Source organism: Terriglobales bacterium, from assembly GCA_035573675.1.
Lineage (GTDB): Bacteria > Acidobacteriota > Terriglobia > Terriglobales > Acidobacteriaceae > DATMAB01.
The window spans coordinates 151,092-168,304 of sequence record DATMAB010000027.1; the positions used below are offsets into that span (position 1 = coordinate 151,092).

Consider the following 17,213-nt stretch of genomic DNA (forward strand, 5'->3'; position numbering starts at 1 on the left):
AGCTCATGAGCGCTGAATGGCGTCCAGCAGTTCCTGGCGGGAGACAGTGGCGGTGCCGCGCTTCATCACCACGATGCCTCCGGCGTAGTTGGCCAGGCGGGCGGCGGACTCGGTGTCTGCGCCTGCGGCCAGCGCGGCCGTAAAGGTCGCAATGACAGTATCGCCGGCGCCAGTGACGTCGGTGACCTGGTCGGAGCCGAACACCGGGATGTGCACGGGGCGCTCGCCGCGCGCGAAGGCCACCATGCCGTCCCTGCCGCGGGTGATGACGAGGGACTCCAGCTTCATGTGCTTGAGCACGGTGCGGCCCGCGGCGTGCAGACGCGCGGTATCGTCCCCGATGCGCACATGCAGCGCTTCTTCGACCTCGGGTTCGTTGGGCGTGGCGGCGGTCACGCCGGAATACTCCAGCATGCGGAAGCGCGAGTCGAGCGTGACCGGGATGCCGTTGAGCCGGCCGCTGGCGCGGACGGCTTCGAGCATCTGCGGGGTGGCCGCGCCGTAGCCGTAGTCGGAAACCAGCAAGGCGTCGGAGGCGCGCGCGTACTTGCGCGCGGCCATCACCAGCTCGCGCTTGTCGTAGCCCTCCAGGTCTGCTTCGGGTTCGCGGTCCACACGCACCACCTGTTGCCGCTGAGAATGCGTCATGCCGGCGAGGATGCGGGTCTTGGTGACGGTGGTGTAGCCCTTGAGCTTGAGGATGCCGTTCAACGGGATGCGCTTCTGACGGAAGCGCTGCAAAAGCAGGCGCCCGGGCTCGTCGTCGCCTACCACGCCTACCGGCAGCACTTCGACGCCGAGGTCGGCAAGATTGTAGATGGCATTTCCTGCGCTGCCCGGCACCACGGTGCGCTCGCGGTGACGCAGGATTAGGACCGGGGCCTCGCGCGAGACGCGCGCGATCTCGCCGTAGATGAACTCATCGGCCACCAGGTCGCCAAGGACGGTGATGGTGAGGCGCGGGAAGGCTTCGACGAAGCGCGCCAGGCGCGCCTTGCCCTCCGCCGGCCTGGAGTTGCGAGTCATACCGCTGGGTCGCCTGATTCTCTCATGCCGGGCGCGGGCGGCGCTGGGCAATCCGGGCGAGCATGGCGTCGAGTGCCGCGGACGCGTTCTCCAGCTCCATGCGCACGGGAATGACCGCCAGGGGCGCGAGCGCAGAGAGGTATCCGCCCAGGTTGACGGCATCCTTTTCCGTGGTGACGAAGCCGCCGGCGCGGTTCTCAGCGGCCAACGAGCGCAGGTCGTGGATGTCGCGCTCGCGGTAGAGGTGATGGTCGCGGAACACGGCTTCGGCGGCGGGCTCGATGCCGGCCTTGCGAAGTTGCAGGAAGAAAGACTGCGGACGAGCGATGCCGCAGAACACCACGGGGTGCAGCGGAACGTCGCGCGGCAGGATGCCACGGCGCGCGCGCCATACCAGTTTGCCTTCAAGCGGAAAGGCTTCGGGGTCAGCCCCACCGGCGAGCACAACAACATCGGCGCGGCGCAGCGCGGCCAGCGGCTCGCGCAGACGGCCGGCCGGCAGCAGGCGGTCGCGGGCGTCCTCGGGAATGACCAGCACGATGTCGAAGTCGCGGGCCAGGGCACGGTGCTGGAAGCCGTCGTCGAGCAGGTGGAGCTGCGGTCCGAACTTTTCTTCGGCGGCGCGGCCGGCTGCCCAGCGGTCTTCGCCGACGAAGACGGGGCACTTCAGGCGGCGCGCGATCAGCAGCGGCTCATCGCCGAATTCCTCCGGCAGGCCGCCGGGATCGACCTCGCGTACGCCCTTCGAACGGCGGCCATAGCCGCGTGAGAGGACGTCAAAGGCGATACCACGAGCAGCCAGCAACTCGCCCAGCAGGATGAGAAACGGCGTCTTGCCAGCGCCGCCGACAGACAGGTTACCGACGCTGACCACTGGCCCCTGCAGTCTGCGCTGCGGAATGAAGCCGCGGTCGTAAAGCGCATTGCGGCCGCGGACCACGGCGCCGAACAGCGAAGAGAACGCGCTCACGTCGTGGGCCTTCCGGCGGGAGCCGGTTCGCGGGTGTCGGCTGTCGCGGGCAGCAGGGCGGCCAGCGCCTCCAGCGTGCGCTCGGTGGCTCCGGCATGCGCACGCACCACTTCGGCGGCGCGGCGTCCCAGCGCCTGGCGTTCGGCATCGTTGCCCAGGAGCGAAAGCAGCGTGCCGGTGAGTTCCGCGGGCGCGACGATGCGCACGGCATCCGCTTGTCTGAAGAGGGTCACGATGTCGCGGAAGTTCTCGGTGTGCGGTCCCACGATGACGGGCACGCCATGCTGCGCCGGCTCCAGAATGTTGTGTCCGCCGCGCGGCGCCAGGCTGCCGCCCACGAAAGCGAGATCGGCCAGGGCGTAGACGGCGGCCAGTTCGCCCAGAGTGTCCAGCAGGACGATGCCGCAGGAGATGGCTTCGTCGACGGCGAGTTCGGAGCGACGCTTCCAGGGCGGGCCGGAAGTCGCCACCATCTGCGCCACGGGAACGAACCGCTCGGGATGGCGAGGCGCCAGGATCATCACCGCCTGGGCGTGCTGCTGGCGCACGCTGGAGAAGGCTTCCAGGAGCAACTCTTCTTCGCCTTCGACGGTGCTGCCGCAGACGATGACCGGCCCGCCTCTTTCCAGGGCACGCCGCAGCAGGGCGACAGCGGGCGAAGAAGGCACAGACTTGGCGTCGAACTTCAGATTGCCGCTGACGTGCACGCGCGCGCCTGGCGCGCCGATTTCCACCAGCCGTCGCGCGTCCTCTTCACTCTGCGCCAAGAAAACGTCGATGAAGGTCAGGACATCACGCAGGAGTCTGCGCCAGCGCCGATAGCCGGCGAACGAGCGATTGGAAATGCGCGCATTCACCACCGCAATGCGCGCGCCGCCTTCTCGAGCCAAGCGCAGGAAGTTGGGCCAGAACTCAGTTTCCGCCATCACGATGAGTTCCGGCTCCAGTGCCTGAAGCCACGGCCGGATGGCGAAGGCGAAGTCCAACGGGAAATAGAAGACGTTCTCTGCGCCGAAGCGCTCGCGGGCCAGTTTCTGGGCGGTCATCGTGGTCGTAGAGATGACGAGGCGGCGTTCGGGGTAGCGCTGCCGGAGCGCCTCGATCAACTGGCTGACGGCGAGCACTTCGCCCACCGAGACGGCGTGCACCCAGATCGCGCCCCGGCCCCGGCTGATGCGCGCGGGAACACGTCCCAGCCGTTCGGCGAGCCCGGCGCGATACTTGCCGTGGCGCAGCATGCCCAGCAGCCACCAGGGGGCGGCTACCAGCAGCGCCACGGCCAGAGCCATGCTGTAGAGCAGGTACATGGAGGCCAACCATTCTAGCCGCCCGCTCATCCCAGACACGATGCCGGTTGTCGGGCCGCGCGAGAGTGCAGATAATCAGGTCATGGTCCGGATCTTGAAGATGACCCCGCGCCTGGGCGCCTCGGTTCTCCTTGCGCTGTTGATGATGGCGCCTGCGGCCAGCGAGGAGGCGCCGGTCACGCCCAAGGCCTATCACGCCAAGACGTATCCGGCCTGCGACGCGCACGAGCAGGAGAAGCTGGCCATTGCGGCCGATCCCTACGACCTGCCGGACAAGGCCCGCGTGTTCGTGGTGGACTACCGCAAGGAAGGATTCCTGCCGGTGCACTTCATCCTGTCGAACGACAGCGACGGCATCGTGTCGCTGGCGGAGATGAAAGTGGAGCTGATCACCGTAAGACGGGTGAAGCTGACCCCGGCGACGCCTAACGACATCTACCGCCGCCTGGCGCAGCAGAAGCGCCGGGGCGATGAGCCCAGCCGCAACCCGCTTCCCATTCCCCTGCCGCGCCGCAAGGTCCCCGCCAACGTGAAGCCGGAAGCCGTGGAGGAGGTCGAGCGGCTCAACTTTCTGGCCAAGGCGGTGGAGCCGCGCTCGACGCGCGCCGGCTTCCTGTTCTTCGATGTGGAGGGCATTCCCAATCCGCTGGCGGGCGCGCGCCTCTATGTCAGCGGGCTGCGCAACGAAAAGGGCGAAGAGCTGTTTTTTTTCGAGATTCCGATGGAGAAGTACCTGAGCTACCAGCCGGGAGCAGCGAAGGCGCAGTAGCAGCGCGAAAGCGCCGCACCGTTTCGTCACACACCTGTGTGACAACCGAAGACTTCGCTGCCGTCCGTGCGCATCATAAGTACAAACTAGCCGCAGGCCCTTCTGCGCCCTCTACCGGAGGATCTTATGCGAGCACTTCGCTTTCTCACTTTCGCCCTTCTCTTTCTGGCGCTGGTTTCGTTGTTGTCCGGTTGCGGTGGCGGAGGCAATTCCAGTGTCACACCTACCCCGCCTCCACCTCAGTCGGGAACCAGTTCGGTTTTGGTGAATTTTGGCGATGCGCCGGTGGACAGCATCGTAGCCTTCGAGATCACCATCACTTCGGTGACCCTGACCCCATCCGGTGGCGGCGCGGCCGTCACGGTGCTTTCCACGCCCACGCGGATCGAGCTGACGCACCTGAACGGGACGGTCGAACCGCTCACCATCCGCAACATCCCTGAGGGCAGCTATTCGTCGGCGACCATCAGTGTTTCCAATCCCGAGGTGAAAATCATCGACTCCGGCACCGGCTTGCCGGTGGAATTGAACGCCTCACTTTCTTCGACGAGCGCGACCGTCAACTTCAGTCCGGCCATCAGTTTCAGTACGGCTCCCATGGCGCTGAACTTTGACTTCAACCTGGCCGCCTCGGTGGCCATTGCTCCGCCCAACGCAACCGTAACACCCACCTTCACCGGCTCGCTGTCGGCGATAGCGGCACAGAATGAGCAGGAAGAGGAGACCGGAGAGATCGAGGACATCACCGGCGTGGTCACCGGCACTTCAGGAAGCTCGTTCACGATTTCCGTGCCGCAAACCGCACAGAACCTGACCTTCACCACCAACAGCAGTACCGAGTTCGAGGCGCCGCTCACGGGTGTGTCCTCACTCACCACCGGCCTGATCGTCGAGGTGGACGCGCTCACCCAGACCGACGGCTCCTTGCTGGCGAAGAAGGTGGAAGCGGAGATAGAGAATGACAACGACGCCCTCGAGGTGGAAGGCGTGGTGACGGATTTGATCGGCCTGCCCCCGACCGGCTTCCACATGGTGGTGCAGGAGGGGGCTGCCTCCGGCACGACCACGCCTGCGCTCGGCGCTACGATCACGGTCAACATCGACGCCAACACGCAATTCCGGATCGATGACGACCACGTGGACCTCAGCAACCTGCCGTTCGTTGCCTTCTTCAGTGCCAACGTGCTCTCGCCCGGCCAGAAGGTCGAAGTGGATACCGACACGCCCGCCACCGACAACCTGCTGGCTGACAAGGTGAAGTTGAAGGAACAAACCCTGCGCGGCACGGTGTCAGGCCTGGCTACTGCCGGCGGCCAGTCTACTTTCACGCTCACCGTGCCGGCGGACTCAGTGTTCGCATTGCTCACGGGGCAGACCACCGTGCAGGTGATCCGTCAGCCGGGAACGCGGCTCAAGGGCATCACTACTATCGCCAACGGCGACATCGTGCGTACCCGCGGCCTGTTGTTCTTCGACGGCGTGGGCTACCACATGGTGACCAGCCGCATCGCCGCTCCGTAGTTCCGGCTTGTGTAGTGACTGAGGCCGCGCTGAGGCGCGGCCTTCGTCTTGACGGTGCGGTCTGCTTTTCCAAGCGGACGCTATAATCAAGCCTTCCATGGTCACCTCAGCGGAAAAGCTGGTGCAGGCGCGCGCGCGCTACGAGCCCGTGATCGGGCTCGAAGTGCACGTCCAGTTGCTGACCGAGACCAAGATTTTCTGTTCCTGCTCGACGAAGTTCGGCGCGCCGCCGAACACGAATGTTTGCCCGGTGTGCCTGGGATTGCCGGGGGCCATGCCGGTGCTGAACCGCAAGGCGGTGGAGTTCGCGGTGCGCGCGGCCATGGCGCTGAACTGCCGCGTGCGCGAGACCTCCATCTTCGCGCGCAAGAACTACTTCTATCCCGACCTGCCCAAGGGCTATCAGATCTCGCAGTATGACAAACCGCTGGCGGAGCACGGCGGGATCGAGATTCCAGCGGCCGGCGGCGGGACCAAGCGCATCGGCATCACGCGGCTGCACCTCGAGGAAGACGCCGGCAAGAGCCTGCACGAAGGCTTTCCGGATTCGGCGGAGCGCACCGCTATCGACCTGAACCGCAGCGGCGTGCCGCTGATCGAGATCGTGAGCGAGCCCGATATCAGCTCGCCTGACGAGGCCTACGAGTACCTGACCCGCCTGAAAGAGATCATTCTGTACACCGGAGTCAGCGACTGCAACATGGAAGAGGGCTCGCTGCGCTGCGACGCCAACGTCAGTGTGCGCCCGCGCGGCGAGAAGCAGTTCGGCACCAAGACCGAAGTGAAGAACGTCAATTCGTTCCGCTTCATCCGGCAGGCGCTGGAGTACGAGATCGAGCGCCACATCGAGGTGCTGGAGTCCGGTGGGCAGATCACGCAGGAAACGCGGCTCTATAACCCCGCCGAAGGCAAGACCTATGGCATGCGCTCGAAAGAGGAGGCGCACGACTACCGCTACTTTCCCGAGCCGGATCTCTTGCCGTTGGTGGTCGATTCGAAGTGGCAGGAGGAGATCCGCAAGACGCTGCCGGAGCTGCCGGACGCGCTGCGCCGCCGGCTGGTGGCCGAATACGGCATCACCGACTACGACGCGCAGGTGCTCACGGTCACCCGGTCCTTGGCCGAGCAGTTCGAGGCCGCGGCCCGCGCCGCCAGGAATCCCAAGCGTGTAGCCAACCTGGTGCAGAGCGAATTGATGGGGAGACTCAAGGCGCGCGGGCTTTCGATCGAGCAGTCGCCCATTTCCATGCGGGGCGTGGCCATGTCGGCCGACCTGGTCGAGAGCGGCGCCATCTCCGGCAAGATTTTGAAAGACCTCTACGACCTCTGCTTCGAGCGCAGCCAGGACTTCCCCGCTGTCTACGAAAAGGAAAAGCCGCGGCAGATCACTGACGTTGCCGCGATCGAGAAGATCATTGACGAGGTGCTGGCGGCAAATCCCAAGCAGCTCGAGCAGTACCGCGCCGGCAAAAAGACGGTGATGAGCTTCTTCGTCGGCCAGGTGATGAAAGCGTCCAAGGGCCAGGCCAACCCGGCGCTGGTGAACGAGCTGCTGGGGAAGAAACTGGTCTGACTGCACTGCTTGACCTACGAAACACGCAGACGTATGCTCGCGGCAATGGACTACACCAAGTACATCACGATCGAGCCCGGCAAGCGCGGGGGGGAAACCGTGCATTCGAGGGTTGCGCATCACCGTCTCCGACGTGCTCGATTACCTTGCGGGAGGAATGACGGAAGGCGATATCCTGCGTGATTTTCCCGACCTGACGCGGGAGATATCAAAGCCTGCCTGGCGTTCGCTGCTGACCGCGAGCGCAAGCTCGCATCTCGTCCGGCGTGAAGCTTCCAAGCTGCCTTCCTGATCCTCTGAGCTGCTGCAGAAGAAACTCGAAAACCAGCCACGGATTTGCACGGATTCTCACGGATGCAGCTTCTGATCCGTGCTCATCCGTGTTGATCCGTGGCTGATGTTCCTATTTTCCGCCGGTCTTTTCGTTCAGATGCCCGTGCGGCCGGTAGCCCATAGGTTTCTTGGTGAGGTCCTTGTAGATCATCTCGATGAAGCTGTCGGCCTTGATGAACTCCCAGCTCCAGGAGTCGAATTTCGCCAGGACTTTTTCCTTCTTGAGCTGGTCGAGCGACTTGCCCTGTTTGATGCCGGCTTCGACGATGTTCAGGCTCTCGGTCAACATGGCGTGGAAGGTTTTGAGGTCGTCCACGGTTGCCAATGGACCGTGGCCGGGGATGATTTTCGTGTCGGGCCTAGCTTCCTTCAGCACGCTCTCCACAGCAGCGATGTAGCCGCGCACCGAGCCGCCGCTATCCAGGTCGATAAACGGGAACACCTTGTTGAAGAAGTCGTCGCCCATGTGGATGACGTTCGACTGGGTGAAGTAGACGACCGTATCGCCGTCGGTGTGGGCGTGCGGGGTGTGGATGCCGCGGATGTCCTCGCCGTTCAGATGAATAGTGGCGCGCTCGCTGAAGGTGATGACCGGCAGGGCATGTTTTGGAGTGGGCGTATTGGGCTGGTTGTCGAAGCGTGTGTCCATCTCCATGCGCTTGCGCACGTTCTCCTGCGCCAGGATGGTGGCGGTCTTGCCGAAAACCTTGTTGCCGTGGGTGTGGTCGCCGTGCCAGTGAGTGTTCAGGACGAAGCGCACGGGCTTGTCTGTGATGCCGGCCAGCGCCGCCTGGATCTTGGGCACCAGGGGTTCGAACTCGTCGTCCACGAGCACGATGCCGTCCTCGCCCACGCTCACGCCGATGTTGCCGCCGGCGAATCCGCCGACGCCATAAAGCATGTAGATGTTGCCCGCTACCTTCTGCGCCCTGATCTCGATCTTCGACCAGTCAGGCTGCTGGGCGCCAGCCACCACGCACAGTAGTGCTTGAATGAAAACCGGCACGGCTTTCCGCATTGCGTCACCTCACTAGGTAGCTGACTAAAGCCACACGCTGAGCGTAAACAGTAGAGCAAGCGTCAAACTAGCAGTCATGAATCTTCCGGATGAGTACATTGAAATACGGGCACACTCGCGAGATGACATCCAATCGGGCTGCGCGAGCAATCTCTGCACATACTTGGGCATCATAGGGAAGTCCCGCCTGTGAGAGCATATCTGTTAATCGCTGCTTGGGCCCGGATATGTCTTCTGGGTTTTCTCGAAGACCGGTGGCGTCTTTCCCCACCCCTCTCCGTGATCGGCGCACAGAATTGATGGCCTCCTCATCGGCCAATAGGAGTGTTTCCATCGCTCGACGGACTGCGTGAAAGCCCACGCCATCCGGAAAGGAAAAAACGCGCCCTTGGATTCTGCGCTGTAACGCCTGTTCCACTTCGATTGGGTTCTTATTGTCGGCATCACACACAACCAGTGCCTTCGCGACAGGGCCACCTTGTAGTGAATGTTCAAGATCTTCCAACAATGCTGGATAGAGCTTCTTTAGATTGGGGAGACCACCGCAAGACCGGGAAACAATCCTGACCTGTGGATTGGCGATTCTTCTTATGAGTTCTTCAAATACTGCTGCATCGTAAGCGCCTTCCACAATCAGGCCATAACTATTCGGCACTGCTCAGTGCTCCCGTGTAAAACAAACTCCCCAGACCCACTTCTTGTCTTTCGAGCAACTTGCGGAGGTGGGACTTGTCACTCGGTCGGGAACACTTTGTGATGCCTTGCTGGCGCTCTACAACGATGAGCTCATCCAAGTCACATAGATCCACGAGTTGGGGGGAGTGGGTGCTTACGATGATTTGCGCCGACTGCCGGGGCCCCAATTCCTGCTGGACCTGTTTTAGCAGCTCTATCAGCGTTTCGAGCAGACGAGGGTGCAGATTGTTTTCCGGTTCCTCGATACAGTAGAGCGGTGCGCCGATGCTTGCTGGAGCCAAAATCATTGACAAGAGCGCTATGAACGCGAGTTGGCCTTCCGACATCTGCCACGCCAAGATGGGCCTCTTCAGGTGCTTTTCGCGAGAGGCCACAAAAACCGTCTGTTGTTGAGTTGGCCAAGTAAAGAGATCCTCAAGTTCGGGGAACACGTCCTTCGCGACGCTTTTGATTCTCGCGAAGGCGTCTCCATGCCGCGTTTGCAGATTTAAAAGCCATGAGGAGAGGTTATCTCCAAATTCACTAAGGAATTCAGTCGCGGCCGTTGAATTCGCTTGCCGCATGAGCGGCGGTACCAAGCGGTAGAATCGCCAAGATCTGACAAACTCGCGAACGGCATTTCCATCCCAATCCGGGATTTCAAACTCAAGGGCCGAGCGCTCGGGTTGGACAATACTCGACAAGACGCGCTGGTCGATGTTCTTAAGGACTCTGTCTCCACCGGACTTATCGATAAGGCTGTAGGAATTCTCGGAAGTTCTGAGATTCAATTTCTCATCTAGAACTCTCACCCATCCTCGAGGATCGCCGATGAGTGTTAGTTTGTAGCTCCAAATTGCCAGTTCCTTTGAACCATGTGCAACTCCTTCGACATCTATCGAAATAGATATTGTGGACTCATCACTTCCTTTCCAAGCCACCTCCCAGAATCCGTTTCTCAAGTTGAAGGCGTTCGCAACCCCGCTCAATCCTGGTCCGGGTGTGAGCATGTTTGACAGAAAGCGAAAGACATCGATCAAATTGCTCTTCCCCGCCATGTTAGGACCGACTAGGACGTTTCGCAGGCCCAGATTGACCTGAAAGTCCCGAAGCGTTCGAAAGTTCGTGAGGTGAACCGCCTTAATCATCAATCGCGACATCAGGATTTTTCCGACTGATTATGACATAAACCCGCTAATCCGCAGGACCTTAGTAGTTCCATCTATCCGTGTTGATCCGCGTTCATCCGCGGCGAGAAGCTCAGTTCCCCGCCGGCCTCTCCTCCGCATGCCCGTGGTTGTGATACCCGGCGGGCTGCTGGGTGAGCGAGGCGTAGAGAATCTCGGTGAAATCGTCAGTCTTCAGGAAGCCCTTGCCCCATTTCTCTTCCCAGGGGCTGAGGACCTTTTCCTGCTTCATCTGCTCCAGCGTCTTGCCTTGTTTGAGGGCGGCCTCGACTGCGCCGGAGGTGCCGCACAGCATCTCGACGAAGGCCTTCAGGTCGGCCTTACCGGCCAGCGGGCCGTGGCCGGGGATGATCTTGACGTCGTCCGGCAGCTCGCCCAGGACCCTCTCTCCGTTGGCGATCATGCCCTTCACGCTGCCGCCGTTATCCACATCGATGAAGGGGAAGATTCCGTTGAAGAAGTCGTCGCCCATATGCACGACGTTGGACTTGGTGAAGAACACCACGCTGTCGCCATCGGTATGCCCGTGCGGGAAGTGAATGGCGCGGATGTCCTCGCCGTTCAGGTGGAGGGTGGCGCGTTCGCTGAAGGTGACGATAGGCAGCGCCTCGGGCTTCGCCGGCTCCACTGCGCCGAAGCGGGTCTTGCCGCCCGCGGCCAAGCGTTTGCGCACGTTCTCCTGGGCCACGATGGTGCCCAGCTTGGAAAAAGAGGCGTTGCCCCCGGTGTGGTCGCCGTGCCAGTGCGTGTTCAAGATGAAGCGAACGGGCCTGTCGGAAAGGTTCTTTAGCGCCGCCTGAATCTTGGTTGCCAGGGGCGCGTACTGGTCGTCCACCACCACGATGCCGTCTTCGCCCACGCTCACTCCGATGTTGCCGCCGCGCCCGGTCAGCATGTAGACGCTGCCCGCCACCGGCTGCACCTTGATCTCGACCTTTTCCCAGTCCACCTGCTGCGCGGCCGCCATGCCGGCCAGCATCGCCAGCGCCGCCGCGAGTCTTAATGCTTTGTGCATACGCTCACCTCGAAGTCGACGTAGAAAGCCTGCCATTGTAACGGAATTGCGTTTGGTTTCTGGGCACGTCGGCCTCAAGCCACCAGCTCGTAAGCCGACGTAATGTCAATCGCCTTGTACAACGAGCGGTACACCGGACACTTCCGCGCGTAGATTCCGTGGACGCGCTCCACGGTCGCCCGGGCGTCCTCCGGCGCCTTGAGCTTGAGGACCACATGAATGCGTTTGATGACCAGCACACCATCCTCGGATTCAATCTCTCCGCGGACTTCGGCGATCAGGCGGCCGCCCGAGGCATCGATCTGGCGCGCCTCCAGCGCGCCCGCAAAGGTGCCCATCATTCAGCCACCGGCCGCGGCCACGACGTAATCGAGCGTAGCGGCATGCGGCTCGCCGAGCATGGCCGGGTCCACCTTGTAGTGCTCAGCGATGGCGCCGTGCACGCTGAAGATGACCGGCTGTGCCTCGCCGGGCAGATAAGCCACGCGCAGGGGGCCGGCACGGCGCTCAATGCGGACGTTGGAAACATACGCGATGTTCGACATGGTCTTTCTCCTGTCTGTTCCCGTCTCAGTTGGCGCTTGCCGCGCCCTCGAACAGCAGCCACAGGCTGTCATAGGTGACGCGATAGAGCGCGTAGCTGACGGTGGTTGCGCCGACACGGCGGAACAGCAGTTCGCCGACGCTGTCGCCGTCGGAATCCACAGCGTCCACCAGTTCCAGCCTCGGCACCGATTCCAGCCGCAGATTGTCCGTCACCTGGCTGAACAGGCGGCGCAGCTCGCCGTGCACGTTGACACGCGCCACCACGGTCACGTAGCAGGTGCGCTGTTCGCTGATTCCCCTGGCTTGTGCCTTCGCCGCCTGCCGCGCCGTCAGGATCACCTCGGGCTCGTTGTCGTAGTTGACGTCAAAGGCGCGCACGTGGATGCCCTCGAGCGGCCCGGCCGCGGCGAGCTTCGGCCCGGGACGCGAGGCCAGGTACCGCGTCAACTGCTCCGCAGCCAGCTTTCGCATTTCTGCCGTCAGGCGCTCCTGCTCATCGCGGTTCCAGGGGAAGGGGTAGGGCCGCGTGTCGGCGGGCGATTCGTCGGAAATTACGGCCAGGCGCTCGACTTCGACGGAGGGCTTGAACTCGACCATCGGTTCCTCCGCCTGCTTTGCTTGCGGCTTGCCGCGGCGCAGGATGGGCCGGTCGGGATCGGGCGGCGGTTCCGGAACCGGCTCGGACTTGGTCTGCGTCTCGGATGCGCTGCCGCTGGGGCGCCGCAGGCGCGGCGGCTCGTCGCTGGACTCGCCGGGCGCTCGTACCACCACCGGCTTCTCCGGGATGGTGGCGCCCGCGGGCTCCCACTCGCCGAGCGCGAACCAGGCGCGGCCCTCCTCCACGGCGCGCCGGACGGTGAAGAATCCTGCCGGCTCTCCGGAGCGGAAGGCTTCGTATACGATCCCCGGGTCGAGCGCCATGGGACGCGGCGTGGCCTTATAGAGCCCGGCATCGAAATACTGGCCGTGATCCAGAATGGTCACCGGAACCAGCCGCGCGCGCACTTTGCCGGCAGCGTCCTTCTGCAGTTCGAGCACGCCCAGGGCGCGCAGGCGTTCAGCGGGCTTGAGCCGCCGTTGCGCCCCTAGTTGCGTGCAGAGCAGCGCCGCCAGCAGGAGGATGACGGCGCCGCGCCCCCTGCGGTATAAGGGTTGTCCCCGCTTACGGGCCCCGAGTGAAACCGTCATGGACGTGAACGACAAGGCTCCTGATTTTAGCCTCCTCGACGAGAATGGCGCCAAAGTGTCCCTGAAGGACTTCCGCGGAAAGAACGTCGTGCTCTACTTCTTTCCCAAAGCCGACACTCCCGGTTGAACCATCGAAGCGTGCGGGTTCCGCGACGCATACAAGAAGATTCAGAAGGCGGGCGCCGTGGTACTGGGGGTTTCCGCCGATACGCCGGCGGCGCAGAAGAAGTTCAAGGACAAGTACGACCTGCCCTTCACCCTGCTGTGCGACACGGACAAGAAGGTCGCCAAGGCCTATGAAGTCCTGAAAGAGAAAAATATGTACGGTCGCAAGGTGATCGGCATCGAGCGCACCACCTTCCTGATCGACCCGGAAGGGAAGATCACCCGTGTCTTTCCCAAGGTGAAAGCGGACGGGCACGCGGAGGAGGTCCTGGCCGCGCTGTGGTAGCGCACTCGTTTCGAACCGCCCCACGTCCAACGTTGATACAGGAGCAAGCCATGCATCGCCACCTTGTACTTTCTCTGTTCTTCACATCGTTGCTGCCGCTCGCGGTCGCGGCCCAGCATGAAGGCCACAACGCGGCCACCCACGCGCTGCACGGGCTGTTCGCGGCCGAATGGGACTACGCTCTGGAGCAGAATCCCACCTGGGCCTCGCAGCTCGGCGACCGTCGCTGGAACGATCGCTGGGACGACGTCAGCCTGGCGGCCATCGAGGCCCGCCAGCAGCACCGCCTGCAAGTGCTGGAGAAGCTGAAGCAGATCGACCGAGCCCAGCTCTCCCCCGCCGACCAGCTCAACTACGACTTGTTCCGGAAGGAGATCTCGACCGATGCCGAGATGCACAAGTACCGCTGGTTCCTGCTGCCGCTGAACCAGCGCGGAGGTCCGCAGACCGATAACGAACTGGCCGATCTGTTGCGCTTCGAGACGGTAAAGGACTACGAAGACTGGCTGGCGCGCCTGAAGTCCTTCCCCGCATACCTTGACCAGAACATCGCCCTGATGCGCGAGGGCATCCGCGTGCGCATGGTGCATCCCAAGGTCATCATGCAGCGCATCCCGGCGCAGATCGACAAGCAGATCGTCGACGATCCCGCCCGGAGCGCGTTCTACAAGCCCTTCACGAATTTTCCTAAGTCCATTCCCGCAGCGGACCAGCAGCGGCTGAGCGCTGCCGCTCGCCAGGCGATTGCCGAGGCCATCGTTCCCGCCTTCCGCAACTTCAAAAAGTTCTTCACCGAGGAGTACTACCCGGCGTGCTTCGACCAGGTGGGCGCGTGGCAGATGCCCATGGGCCAGGAGATGTATGCGGCGCGAGCGCGGATGTACACCACCACCGACCTCACGCCGCAGCAGATCCACGAGCTGGGGCTGAGCGAGGTCCAGCGCATCCGCGATGAGATGCAGGCCATCATGGACAAGGTCGGCTTCAAGGGCACGCGTCAGGAGTTTTTCCGCTACCTGCGCACCGATCCCAAGTTCTATTACAAGACCGGGGATGACTTGCTTGAAGCCTATCGCGCCATGGCCAAGGAGATCGATCCCAAACTGGTGAAGGTCTTCCGGACCATGCCGCGCATGCCCTACGGCGTGGAGCCCATCCCGGCAGCCGCAGCGCCCGACACGACCACCGCCTACTACAACGGCCCCGCCGCCGACGGCTCCCGCGCCGGAACCTACTACGTGAATTTGTACAAGCCGGAAGCGCGGCCCAAGTGGGAGATGATGGCCCTGTCGCTGCACGAGGCCGTCCCCGGCCACCACTTCCAGATCGCGCTTGCGCAGGAACTGGGCGAGATTCCCAAGTTCCGGCGCTACGGCGGCTACACCGCCTTCGTCGAGGGCTGGGGTCTCTACGCCGAGTCGCTGGGTGAGGAGATGGGCCTGTACACCGACCCCTACGCCAAGTTCGGGCAGCTCACGTACGAGATGTGGCGCGCTGTGCGCCTCGTCGTCGATACCGGCATGCACTCCATGAAGTGGGACCGGCAGAAGGCCATCGACTTCTTCCTGGACAATGCCGCCAAGCAGGAGCTGGACGTGGTGAACGAGATCGACCGCTACATCGCCTGGCCGGGTCAAGCCCTGGCCTACAAGATCGGCGAACTCAAGATCAAGGAACTGCGCGCGCGCTCCAAAAAGGAGCTGGGCGACAAGTTCGACGTGCGTGAGTTCCACGAGATCGTGCTGGGTTCGGGCGCCGTCCCGCTCGATATCCTGGAGCGGAACGTGAACGCCTGGATCGAGGCCAAGAACGGCGCACAGAAGGCCGATTAGAAGCGCTCAACCACAAACGACACGAAGGACTACAAAGGCAAGAACGAAACCACAGAGGGCACAACACGGAGGAAAGACCTCTGTGCTTCCCCGTGTCCTCCGTGGTTAAGTGTTTGGAGATGAAGAAAACCGGGACGCGCCGGATGCGGCTGCTGCCGCGGGCGTTCTACACCCGCGATCCGCGCCGCGTGGCGCGCAACTTGCTCGGCAAGCTGCTGGTGCGGCGTCGCGGCCGGAAGCGACTCGCCGGGCGCATCGTCGAGGCCGAAGCTTATCTGGGCAAAGGAGACGCCGCCGCCCACGCTGCCGTCGGACTCACCGAGCGCAACCGTGTGCTGTTTGGCCCGCCCGGCCACGCCTACGTCTATTTCATCTACGGCAATCACTACTGTCTGAACGTCTCCTGCCTGCCGGCGGGAGAAGCGGGTTGCGTGCTGATCCGCGCGCTCGAGCCGGTTACGGGCGTCGAGGAGATGTCGCAGGCGCGCCGCATCCCGCCGGGTCGCAGCCTGCAGCAGCTCGCCAGCGGTCCGGGGCGGTTATGTGAGGCGCTCGGCGTCACGCGGGTGCGCGACAATGGCAAGGACCTGGCATCGCGCCGGTCGGACCTGGTGCTCTGTGACGACGGCTTCCGGCCGCGTCGCGTCACCGTCACCCGGCGCATCGGCATTCGCAAGTCAGCCGAGATGCCGCTGCGGTACGTGATTGCGGGAAATGCGTTCGTGTCACGGGAGCGCAAGCTTGACCGCCGGAAAGGCAAAGAGCGCTGAGGAAAACGCAGCCACGGATTGGGATCGATAGACGCGGATCAAGCTGGGACAAATGGTCATCCGTGTGCATCCGTGAAATCCGTGGCAAAAGTTTTTTTACTGCGCTTCCGGTGAGCGCGGGGGCAAGAGCAAGTTGTCGATCAGGCGGGTGGAGCCGACGAACGCGGCCACGGCCACCAATGCGCCGGAGGTGACATCTTTTACCGGCTCGAGCGTGTCGTTGTACACAATCTCGACGTAGTCCAGGCGCACTTCCGGCTCTTCCAGGAAGATGCGCTGGGCGGCGTCGATGAGCCTGGCGCTGCGGCGCTCACCCTTCTCCCACAGGCTCTCGACGCGCTTGAGCGCGCGGTAGAGCACAGTTGCGGACGCGCGCTCGGTCGCATTGAGATAGGCGTTGCGCGAACTCATGGCCAGCCCATCGGGTTCGCGAACGATGGGGCAGGTGACGATCGCGACGGCCATATCCAGGTCGCGCACCATCTTGCGGATGATGGTGCACTGCGCCGCGTCCTTCTGCCCGAAGAAGGCCGCGTCCGGCTCGACGATATGGAAGAGCTTTGAGACGACAGTCGTGACGCCGCGAAAATGCCCCGGGCGCGAGCGCCCGCACAGCCGCTCGCTCAGGCCTTCGACCGTCACCCAGGTGACGGCGCCCGCCGGGTACATTTCAGCAACTGACGGAGCAAACACCAGGTCCACCGCTTCGCGTTCCAGCAGTTCGCAGTCGCGCTCGAAAGCGCGCGGGTACTTGTCGAAGTCTTCGTTCGGGCCGAATTGCGTGGGGTTGACGAAGATGGAGACGGCCACGACGTCGCATTGCGACCGGGCCGCGCGCACCAGCGAGAGGTGCCCGGCGTGCAGGGCGCCCATGGTGGGCACCAGGCCCAGGCGCTTGCCCGTCTCGCGGGCGGCACGGCAGGCCGCACGCATTTCCGAAACCGTGCGAAGGATATTCATGCGAGATTCAGCGCCGAGATCGCAGAGACCGCCGAGAAACGCATTCAGTCAAGGATTAACACAAATGAGGAG

The 17,213-nt window shown here is 63.0% G+C and carries 17 protein-coding genes and 1 pseudogene; 7 read left to right on the plus strand and 11 right to left on the minus strand.

Annotation, left to right across the window (positions count from 1 at the left end; genetic code table 11):
• Positions 1-3: 3 nt before the first annotated feature.
• From VNK82_13215 to VNK82_13225, 3 genes are read right to left on the minus strand one after another with little or no spacing between them, the layout of a single operon-like run.
• On the minus strand, positions 4-1,026 hold the full coding sequence (locus VNK82_13215) for a PfkB family carbohydrate kinase (protein ID HXE91910.1): 1,023 nt from the start codon (positions 1,024-1,026) through the stop codon (positions 4-6).
• Between the two features lie 22 nt (positions 1,027-1,048).
• Positions 1,049-1,996 carry a tetraacyldisaccharide 4'-kinase gene (gene lpxK / locus VNK82_13220; protein HXE91911.1) on the minus strand — a complete coding sequence of 316 codons (948 nt, stop codon included), beginning with the start codon at positions 1,994-1,996 and terminating at the stop codon, positions 1,049-1,051.
• Positions 1,993-3,303: a 3-deoxy-D-manno-octulosonic acid transferase gene (locus VNK82_13225; GenBank protein ID HXE91912.1), complete on the minus strand. Its 1,311-nt coding sequence runs from the start codon at positions 3,301-3,303 to the stop codon at positions 1,993-1,995. Before VNK82_13225 ends, lpxK begins: the two co-directional genes overlap by 4 nt.
• 82 nt (positions 3,304-3,385) lie before the next feature.
• Here VNK82_13225 and VNK82_13230 point away from each other — a divergent pair, with 82 nt between their 5' ends.
• The 4 genes and pseudogenes from VNK82_13230 to VNK82_13245 all read left to right on the plus strand — a co-directional run bounded on the left by VNK82_13230 (position 3,386) and on the right by VNK82_13245 (position 7,458).
• Positions 3,386-4,072, plus strand: a complete 687-nt coding sequence (locus tag VNK82_13230) for a hypothetical protein (protein HXE91913.1) — start codon at positions 3,386-3,388, stop codon at positions 4,070-4,072.
• A gap of 126 nt (positions 4,073-4,198) precedes the next feature.
• Complete coding sequence (locus VNK82_13235) at positions 4,199-5,593, plus strand: DUF5666 domain-containing protein (protein ID HXE91914.1); 1,395 nt, start codon at positions 4,199-4,201, stop codon at positions 5,591-5,593.
• 97 nt (positions 5,594-5,690) lie between these two features.
• The gene (gene gatB / locus VNK82_13240; GenBank protein ID HXE91915.1) at positions 5,691-7,166 is read left to right on the plus strand and encodes an Asp-tRNA(Asn)/Glu-tRNA(Gln) amidotransferase subunit GatB; all 1,476 of its coding nucleotides are present in this window, start codon (positions 5,691-5,693) and stop codon (positions 7,164-7,166) included.
• Positions 7,167-7,251: 85 nt separating this feature from the next.
• Positions 7,252-7,458, plus strand: a pseudogene (locus VNK82_13245) (DUF433 domain-containing protein).
• A 111-nt stretch (positions 7,459-7,569) separates the two neighbouring features.
• On the opposite strand, the gene VNK82_13250 reads toward VNK82_13245, so the two are convergent.
• The 7 genes from VNK82_13250 to VNK82_13280 all read right to left on the minus strand — a co-directional run bounded on the left by VNK82_13250 (position 7,570) and on the right by VNK82_13280 (position 13,143).
• Positions 7,570-8,517 (minus strand): MBL fold metallo-hydrolase, encoded by a 948-nt coding sequence (locus VNK82_13250; protein HXE91916.1) that lies wholly within the window; start codon positions 8,515-8,517, stop codon positions 7,570-7,572.
• A 67-nt stretch (positions 8,518-8,584) separates the two neighbouring features.
• Complete coding sequence (locus tag VNK82_13255; protein HXE91917.1) at positions 8,585-9,172, minus strand: DUF4276 family protein; 588 nt, start codon at positions 9,170-9,172, stop codon at positions 8,585-8,587.
• Entirely contained in the window at positions 9,162-10,352 is a 1,191-nt protein-coding gene (locus tag VNK82_13260) for an AAA family ATPase (protein HXE91918.1), read from the minus strand. The genes VNK82_13255 and VNK82_13260 overlap by 11 nt, the downstream gene beginning before the upstream one ends.
• A 100-nt stretch (positions 10,353-10,452) precedes the next feature.
• Positions 10,453-11,394 (minus strand): MBL fold metallo-hydrolase, encoded by a 942-nt coding sequence (locus tag VNK82_13265; protein HXE91919.1) that lies wholly within the window; start codon positions 11,392-11,394, stop codon positions 10,453-10,455.
• 74 nt (positions 11,395-11,468) lie between these two features.
• Positions 11,469-11,735 carry an OsmC family protein gene (locus tag VNK82_13270; protein ID HXE91920.1) on the minus strand — a complete coding sequence of 89 codons (267 nt, stop codon included), beginning with the start codon at positions 11,733-11,735 and terminating at the stop codon, positions 11,469-11,471.
• Positions 11,736-11,939: a hypothetical protein gene (locus tag VNK82_13275; protein HXE91921.1), complete on the minus strand. Its 204-nt coding sequence runs from the start codon at positions 11,937-11,939 to the stop codon at positions 11,736-11,738. It abuts the gene before it with no gap.
• A 25-nt stretch (positions 11,940-11,964) separates the two neighbouring features.
• Positions 11,965-13,143, minus strand: a complete 1,179-nt coding sequence (locus VNK82_13280) for a hypothetical protein (protein ID HXE91922.1) — start codon at positions 13,141-13,143, stop codon at positions 11,965-11,967.
• Between VNK82_13280 and bcp the strand changes: the two genes are divergently transcribed.
• From bcp to VNK82_13295, 3 genes are all read left to right on the plus strand, one after another.
• The gene (gene bcp / locus VNK82_13285; protein ID HXE91923.1) at positions 13,127-13,579 is read left to right on the plus strand and encodes a thioredoxin-dependent thiol peroxidase; all 453 of its coding nucleotides are present in this window, start codon (positions 13,127-13,129) and stop codon (positions 13,577-13,579) included. The two genes, VNK82_13280 and bcp, sit on opposite strands and share 17 nt — an antisense overlap.
• A gap of 50 nt (positions 13,580-13,629) precedes the next feature.
• The gene (locus VNK82_13290; protein ID HXE91924.1) at positions 13,630-15,411 is read left to right on the plus strand and encodes a DUF885 domain-containing protein; all 1,782 of its coding nucleotides are present in this window, start codon (positions 13,630-13,632) and stop codon (positions 15,409-15,411) included.
• Positions 15,412-15,530: 119 nt separating this feature from the next.
• Complete coding sequence (locus VNK82_13295) at positions 15,531-16,181, plus strand: DNA-3-methyladenine glycosylase (protein ID HXE91925.1); 651 nt, start codon at positions 15,531-15,533, stop codon at positions 16,179-16,181.
• Positions 16,182-16,277: 96 nt separating this feature from the next.
• Here VNK82_13295 and panC read toward each other — a convergent pair whose 3' ends face one another.
• Positions 16,278-17,141, minus strand: coding sequence for a pantoate--beta-alanine ligase (panC, locus tag VNK82_13300; protein HXE91926.1), 864 nt, complete (start codon positions 17,139-17,141; stop codon positions 16,278-16,280).
• Positions 17,142-17,213: the final 72 nt, after the last annotated feature.